This is a genomic window from Hyphomicrobiales bacterium (genome assembly GCA_030688605.1).
Taxonomy (GTDB): Bacteria; Pseudomonadota; Alphaproteobacteria; order Rhizobiales; family NORP267; genus JAUYJB01.
Map to the genome: position 1 here is coordinate 1 of JAUYJB010000099.1, position 7,044 is coordinate 7,044.

General features: G+C 64.7%; 5 protein-coding genes, 1 tRNA gene and 1 pseudogene. 2 read left to right on the forward strand and 5 right to left on the reverse strand.

The features are described 5' to 3' along the window. The coding region (locus Q8P46_10785) for a hypothetical protein (protein MDP2620643.1) at positions 1–427 on the forward strand (427 nt) is incomplete at its 5' end. Between the two features lie 18 nt (positions 428–445). On the opposite strand, the gene rpoD is transcribed toward Q8P46_10785, so the two are convergent. From rpoD to Q8P46_10800, 3 genes are all read right to left on the reverse strand, one after another. Then, positions 446–2,446: an RNA polymerase sigma factor RpoD gene (gene rpoD / locus Q8P46_10790; protein ID MDP2620644.1), complete on the reverse strand. Its 2,001-nt coding sequence runs from the start codon at positions 2,444–2,446 to the stop codon at positions 446–448. A 202-nt stretch (positions 2,447–2,648) separates the two neighbouring features. Beyond that, entirely contained in the window at positions 2,649–4,520 is a 1,872-nt protein-coding gene (gene dnaG, locus Q8P46_10795) for a DNA primase (GenBank protein MDP2620645.1), read from the reverse strand. 125 nt (positions 4,521–4,645) lie between these two features. After that, a complete protein-coding gene (locus tag Q8P46_10800; GenBank protein ID MDP2620646.1) occupies positions 4,646–5,380 on the reverse strand; it encodes an SIMPL domain-containing protein in 735 nt (244 codons plus the stop codon). A 182-nt stretch (positions 5,381–5,562) separates the two neighbouring features. On the opposite strand from Q8P46_10800, the gene Q8P46_10805 reads away from it, so the two are divergent. Next, positions 5,563–5,639: transfer RNA gene (locus tag Q8P46_10805), tRNA-Ile, on the forward strand. 199 nt (positions 5,640–5,838) lie between these two features. Here Q8P46_10805 and Q8P46_10810 read toward each other — a convergent pair. Then, positions 5,839–6,351: a hypothetical protein gene (locus Q8P46_10810; protein ID MDP2620647.1), complete on the reverse strand. Its 513-nt coding sequence runs from the start codon at positions 6,349–6,351 to the stop codon at positions 5,839–5,841. A 109-nt stretch (positions 6,352–6,460) separates the two neighbouring features. Continuing rightward, positions 6,461–6,622: pseudogene (locus tag Q8P46_10815) on the reverse strand (transposase). Positions 6,623–7,044: the final 422 nt, after the last annotated feature.

Genomic DNA, 7,044 nt, shown 5'->3' on the forward strand with positions numbered 1-7,044 from the left:
GAAGGCGCGCGGCATCATTCGAAGCGCCAACGCGCCGATTGGAGAATACGCAGAGCTCTTATTTTGTGAAGCCTTCGATTGGATACGTGCCGAGAAAAATTCCAATGCCGGATACGACGCAACCGATAAGACCGGCACCCGGATTCAGATTAAAGCGCGCCGCATCATTGGACGTGGATCGCCGCAACTTGGTTCGATCCGCAACCTGAAACAGAACCCATTCGACACGCTTGCTGCCGTACTTTTCGCCAAGAATCTCGAAATCGTTCGTGCGGCGATTATTCCATTGGAAATTGTCAGATTGCGATCCGTGCACGACCCGCACACGAACAGTTTTAGGTTCATGTTGGAAGATGATGTCTGGAATATGCCTGGTGTGCAGGACGTGACTGGGCGAATTCGAATTGCCGCGACCGAACAATTCTAAGCCTGGGGACGGGGCTTCCTAGTTATCCAGGAAACTCCGCAGCTTCCTTGACCTACTCGGATGCTTCAGCTTCCTCAGCGCCTTGGCCTCGATCTGGCGGATGCGCTCGCGGGTGACGCTAAACTGCTGGCCGACCTCTTCTAAGGTGTGGTCGGTGTTCATGCCGATGCCGAAGCGCATGCGCAGGACGCGCTCCTCGCGCGGGGTCAGCGAGGCGAGCACGCGGGTCGTCGTCTCGCGCAGGTTCGACTGAATCGCCGCGTCGATCGGCAGGATCGCGTTCTTGTCCTCGATGAAGTCGCCGAGGTGGCTGTCCTCCTCGTCGCCGATGGGGGTCTCGAGCGAGATCGGCTCCTTGGCGATCTTCAGCACCTTGCGCACCTTCTCGAGCGGCATGGCGAGCTTTTCGGCCAGCTCCTCCGGCGTCGGCTCGCGGCCAATCTCGTGCAGAATCTGGCGCGAGGTGCGCACGATCTTGTTGATGGTCTCGATCATGTGCACGGGGATGCGGATGGTGCGCGCCTGATCGGCGATCGAGCGGGTGATCGCCTGCCGGATCCACCAGGTGGCGTAGGTGGAGAACTTGTAGCCGCGGCGGTACTCGAACTTGTCGACCGCCTTCATCAGGCCGATATTGCCCTCCTGGATCAGGTCGAGGAACTGCAGCCCGCGATTGGTGTATTTCTTGGCGATCGAGATCACCAGGCGCAGGTTGGCCTCGACCATCTCCTTTTTGGCGATGCGCGCCTCGCGCTCGCCCTTCTGGACCATGCGGACGATGCGGCGGAACTCGGTGATCTCCAGCCCGGTCTCGGTCGCCAGGTCCTGGATGTCCTTGCGGATTGCCTTGACCTTGTCGCGCTCGGCGGCGACGAACTCCTTCCAGCCCTTGCGCGACAGGCGGCCGACGCGGCGAATCCAGTTGGGGTCGAGCTCGTTGCCCTGATATTCCTTGAGGAAATCCTCGCGCTCGACGCCGTACGAGTCGGCAAGCCGCATCAGCCGGCCCTCAAGGCCGATCAGGCGGCGGTTGATGTCGTAAAGCTGGTCGACAAGCGCCTCGATGCGGGCATTGTTCAAGGACAGGCTCTTGACGTCGACGATGACCTCTTCCTTGAGCTTCTTGTGGCGGCGCTCCTGGGAGGGGGTCAGAAGGCGGTTGCGCAGCCGGTTCTCGACATTCTGGTCCTGCAGCCGGCGCAGCTTCTTATAGTCAGACGCGATGCGGTTGAAGGTCTCGACGACCTGCGGCTTGAGCTCCGCCTCCATCGCCGCCAGCGACAGGGCGTTCTCGACATCGTCCTCGTCCTCGTCGTCGTCGTCCTCGCCCTCCTCGCCCTCCTCGGCCTCTTCGTCTTCCTCCTCTTCCGGCTCCTCGTGGGTGACCATCGGCTGCTTGGCCTCGGGGCCGGCATAGGTCGCCTCGAGATCGATGATGTCGCGCAGAAGGATCTTGCCGTCGGCGAGCTCGTCGCGCCAGATGATGATCGCCTGGAAAGTCAGCGGGCTCTCGCACAGGCCGGCGATCATCGCCTCGCGGCCGGCCTCGATGCGCTTGGCGATGGCGATCTCGCCCTCGCGCGACAGAAGCTCGACCGAGCCCATCTCGCGCAGATACATGCGCACCGGATCGTCGGTGCGCTCGGCTGGCTCGCTCGCCTTCTCGGTCTTGGCAACCACCGTGGCGGCGGCAGGCGCGACCTCGCCGAGCGAATCGGACTCCTCCTCGCCCGCGCCGTCTTCGGCCGCGTTCGAAGCTTCCGCGTCCTCCGCGTCCTCGGTCTCGATCACATTGATTCCCATGTCGCTCAACATCGCCATTGTGTCTTCGATCTGCTCCGACGTCACCTCCTCTGACGGCAGCACGTCGTTGAGCTGGTCGTAGGTGACATAGCCGCGCTTCTTCGCCAGCTTGATCATCTGCTTGACGGCGGCATCCGACAGGTCGAGAACCGGCCTGTCGTGGCTCTCGGTTGGAGTTTCCTGTTCCTTGGTTGCCTGACGCGCTTCTGTCGCCATCGAGTGTCCCCGCTTAGATATCCGCTGCGCCGCGCCAACGGCCTGCGCGCCCCGGCGCACGAGGGTCGACCTCACCATGCCGCCGTGCACGAAAGGGCCGGCCGACAGCGCAACCAGCCCGCAAATGAACCTGTTACACGCACCTGTGTTAAATGTGCATTAACCGCGATCGGCCGCCCCCTTCTTCAAGCCGACGCCGCATCTATTCTCCAAACCCCTCGATCAGAGCCTCGCGGCCCTCCAGGCCCTCGATCTGCGCCTGGATGTCCTTGAGCCGGACCAGGCTCTCTTCGCTGCCTTCCTCGGCAAGCGCGCGCTCGGCTGCTCTCAGCTCCTTATGTAGCGTAGACGACTTGCGGTGCAAGGCCGCCGTGTGGCGCCAGCCGGTCAGCGTGTCGCCGGCGCTGGCGTGCGCCGCCGCGAAAAAATGGCGTCCGCGCCGGGCGATTTCGCCGAGCCGGTCGATGAGCGCCGCGAAGCCCGCTCGGCGGAGTTGCGCGTCGAGCGCGGCAGCGTCCGCCACCGCCTCGTGCGCCGCGATGTCTAGGATTTCGCGGCGAAGCCTGTCAAGCTCCGGGCTCGAAAGATCGAGCCTCGCGAAGGTCTCGGCCTCCTCTTCCAGCAGCTCCGGATGGTTGACGATGGTCGCCACCAGAAGCGCCTCGCGCGGGACGAGCGGCTGCGCCCCGCCGCGCAACAGCGGGCTTGCCCGCAAGGCGCGGCTGGGGCCGAGATTTGGGCGCCCCCTGGCGTTCGCGGGGCGCGGGGCCCCGCGCGTTCCGGCCGGGCGCGGCTGCCACAGCGCGGCAAGGCGGCCGGCGATCGCCTCGCCATAATGCCGCCGCACGCTGTCATCGCCGATCATGCGCACGATCTCGCGCAGTCGCCGCTCGAAGGCTGCGCGCCTTTCCGGGGTCGAGAAGTCGGCGGCTTCCGTCTCGCGCTGCCAGATCATGTCGATCAGCGGCAGGGCTACGGCGACAAGCGCCTCGAAGCCGCCGCGGCCCTGCGAGCCGACCACGTCGTCGGGGTCCTGGCCATCGGGCATCAGCGCGAAGGCGAGGCTCTTGCCGGGGGAGAGCAGGGCAAGGGCGGTGTCGGCGGCGCGGTAGGCGGCCTTGAGGCCCGGCGCATCGCCGTCGAAACACAAGACCGGCTCGTCGGCAAGCCGCCAAAGCAGCGCGATCTGCTCGGGCGTCAGCGCCGTGCCGAGCGGGGCCACCACATTCTCGATGCCGGCCTGGGCAAGCGCGATGACGTCCATATAGCCCTCGACCGCGACGATGGCGCCGGCCTTGTGGGCGCCGGCGCGGGCCTGGGCCAGATTGTAGAGCAGGGCGCCCTTGTGAAAGAGGTCGGTCTCCGGCGAGTTGAGATATTTCGCCTGCGCGTCCGGGGAAAGGGCGCGGGCGCCGAAGCCGACCGCGCGCCCGCGGGCGTCGAGGATCGGGAACATGACGCGGTCGCGGAAGCGGTCGAAGGGGACGGGGATGTCCTCGCCCGAGACGAGCAAGCCCGCTGCGATCATCGCCTCGACCGGGACGCCCTTGGCGCCCAGATGCTCCTTCAGGGCATAGCGGCCGGAAGGCGCATGGCCGATGCGGAAGCGGGTAAGGGTCTTGGGCTCAAGCCCGCGGTCGGAAAGGTAGCCGCGCGCGTGCGCTCCCTCGCGCGCCTGCAGCTTCTCCTCGAAGAATTTCGCCGCCAGTTCGACCACCTCATAGAGGTTCTTGCGCGCATCCTCGCGCTCGCCCGCGCGGGCATCCGGCTTCGGCAGATCGAGCCCGGCCTCCGCCGCGAGCCGCTCGACGGTCTCAGGAAATGAAAGGCCCTCCTTCTCGATCAGAAATCTGAAAATGTCGCCCGACGCCTGGCAGCCGAAGCAATGGTAGATGCCCCTGCGGTTGTCGGCATGGAAGGAGGGGGTCTTCTCGCTGTGGAACGGGCAGCAGGCCCAATAGTCGCCCTTGGCCGGCGTGCTCTTGCGCCGGTCCCAGGTGACCGCGCGGCCGACCACGTCGGATATGGGCACCCGCGCCCTGATCTCGTCGAGAAACTGGGGTGAGAATCGCATCGCACCTGCCTTGAGGCCGGAGACTATAGCGGCGCCGGACGGCGGATGCGACTTTTGCGTTGCGGTTGTTGCCGGCTTGTGAATTGCGGGGTCCCCGGTAGGCCGTCCGCGGGGTCCGCGCGTGCCTACTCGATCTCCCAGGTCACATGGACCTCGACGGCAAGGGTCAGCTCGCCGGCCTCGACCGGCACCGCGTCGGCGGCTTCCATCGTCAAGGCCCGGGCGACGAGGGGTTGAGGCGGCCGGGCCCCGCCGGACTCGCTGATCGAGAGGATGCGCTCGAGGCTGACGTCGGCGGCCTCGGCATAGAGCTCGGCCTTGCGCAGGGCGTCGGCCATCGCGGCCTTGCGCGCCTCGTCCCTCAACGGCGCTTCCTCGGTGATGCCGAAGGCGACGCCGCTCACCTGATTGGCGCCGAGGCTGACCGACAGGTCGAGCAGGCCGCCGAGCTTGCCAAGATCGCGAACCTTGACGCTGAGCCGGTTCGACACCCTGTAGCCGACGATGCGCGGCGGGTCGCGGCGGCCATCGTGCTGCTGCGGCGGATAGACATATTGCGGCTCGACGGAAAAGCCCGAGGTCTGCAGGTCCTTGTCGGCGACGCCGGCCAGCTTCATGGCGGCGATGACTTCGCCCATGGCGGCGTTGTTGGCGTCGAGCGCCTCGCGCGCCGTCTTCGCCTCGCTGACGACGCCGGAGCTGATGACCGCCATGTCGGGCTTGGCCTGGACCTCGCCGGTTCCGGTCAGCGCCATGGTCGCCGGGCGCTCCTCGTCGGCGCTGGCGGCGATCGGGGCGCCGGCAAGGAACGCCGCCGCGCAAGCGGCCAGGATCCTCCCGCGCGTCGCTGAAACGGACATGACGGACCTCGATTGGCTGGGCTCGGCCGGGTTGGCCAAGAGCTGCAGAGGAATTCTGCTCGCATTGCAATCCGGCGGCAATGGGGCAGGGGGATTCATCCGTTCCGACCCGACAAATCGATCCTATATGCAAATGACCGCGCCGCATTCTGTGCTATAGGGCGGGAAAACGCCTGATCTTGGGGCCCGTAGCTCAACTGGTTAGAGCCGACCGCTCATAACGGTCTGGTTGCAGGTTCGAGTCCTGCCGGGCCCACCACCCAGTCTCCCGTTTCCGGGCGTCTCCGGGACGCTCGTGGAAAGGATACGTAATTTCCGTAGGTTAGCGCGAATTTCCACCGGATCGTCTGGTCCTGAGACGCGGGTTCGGCGCCGCTTTCGGGCAAATTGGCCGTTCGTCTCTGTGGGCCCTTTTCGGTCTCCAGACGTTGGCCGGTTCAGAAGGAGGCTTCTGGACGCTAACGGGTCGAATTGCTGAAGCCGAGCAGGTCGCGCTGGGCAGACCATGAAAAGGGCAGGTGGCTCATCCGCTCAAGCCGCGTGGCCGTCAGATCGACAGGATGAGTTCCGGCGAGAATGGCTTCAACGATATCCGGCGCGAGGAAGGCGAGCGGCAGAACACGGCTGATCTCGTTGCGGTCCTCGGCATTGCCCTCTGCCAACGCGGTGATGGAGAGATCACTGGCTTCGGCGAGTTGATGCATCCAGCGGTGTGCTTTGGCGATCAGCATGACCAGCGTCTCGTCCAGTTTGGTTTCCTTCCCGTGAGCGAGGACGAGCTTGGTTTCGACGCCGCGGCGCTTGATCTCGAACGGCACCTCCAGATGCAAATCGTTTTTGAGCGAAGGTTTGGGCGATGGTCCACCGTCGCCGCCAGAGAGGAACTCAGCGTGTGAAACAGCGCCGAATCGGGACCCCGCCCAGCTTTCAGGTAAAGCCATTGAAATTACGGCAACATTGGTGAGAGACACGGGGTCCCCGTCGGCGCCGATCGGGACCCCTCTGCTGTCGTCGCTTTCCTCAGATGTTCAATGGCTTAGGTGCGATTGGCGTGGGGGTCACGTTTTCGTGCTGATCCACAATGATGGCGGCCGACAGGCTCGCCTCTCTGCCTTCGGCCTCGCGGCAGCGCACGAGCAGCGCATGATGCATGCGATCCAAAACGCCGTAGCGCGACCATTCCCAGAAGTAGTTGTACACGGTGGAGCGTGGCGGAAAATCTTTGGGCAGCTCGCGCCATTGCGGCATGCGCCGCATCGACGCTGACCGCTTCTTTTTGATCTCGGCCGCAAACGTCGGTCCGAACCGGTTCCACCAGGCCCGTATCGTTTCATGGCCGATGTCGATGCCGCGTTCATGGAGCAGATCTTCGACCTGCCGCAACGACAGGGGGAAAGCGGACATACATCCTGACCGCGAGGCGGATGATCTCAGGCGAAGTCTTGAAATAGCGGAATGGATTTGTCATCCCCAGACGCTACGAAAACCGCCCCACCGCCTCAAGCCAGTTTTCTCTGACACAGCCTAATTTATTCTTGTTCGCTAGCGGACGACAGCACGAAATGCGATCGACGGTGCCGGTTTCGAGAAGAGGCGATTGAGGCAGGTTCGACTTGGCTATCGATGACGCTTCGCACGAAGGCCAGAGGGGCGAGAGGCCACGG

Coding starts and splice junctions, on each gene's coding strand:
- rpoD (MDP2620644.1), bottom strand. CDS start 2,446: ATGGCGACAGAAGCGCGTCAGGCAACCAAGGAACAGGAAACTCCAACC.
- dnaG (MDP2620645.1), bottom strand. CDS start 4,520: ATGCGATTCTCACCCCAGTTTCTCGACGAGATCAGGGCGCGGGTGCCC.
- Q8P46_10800 (MDP2620646.1), bottom strand. CDS start 5,380: ATGTCCGTTTCAGCGACGCGCGGGAGGATCCTGGCCGCTTGCGCGGCG.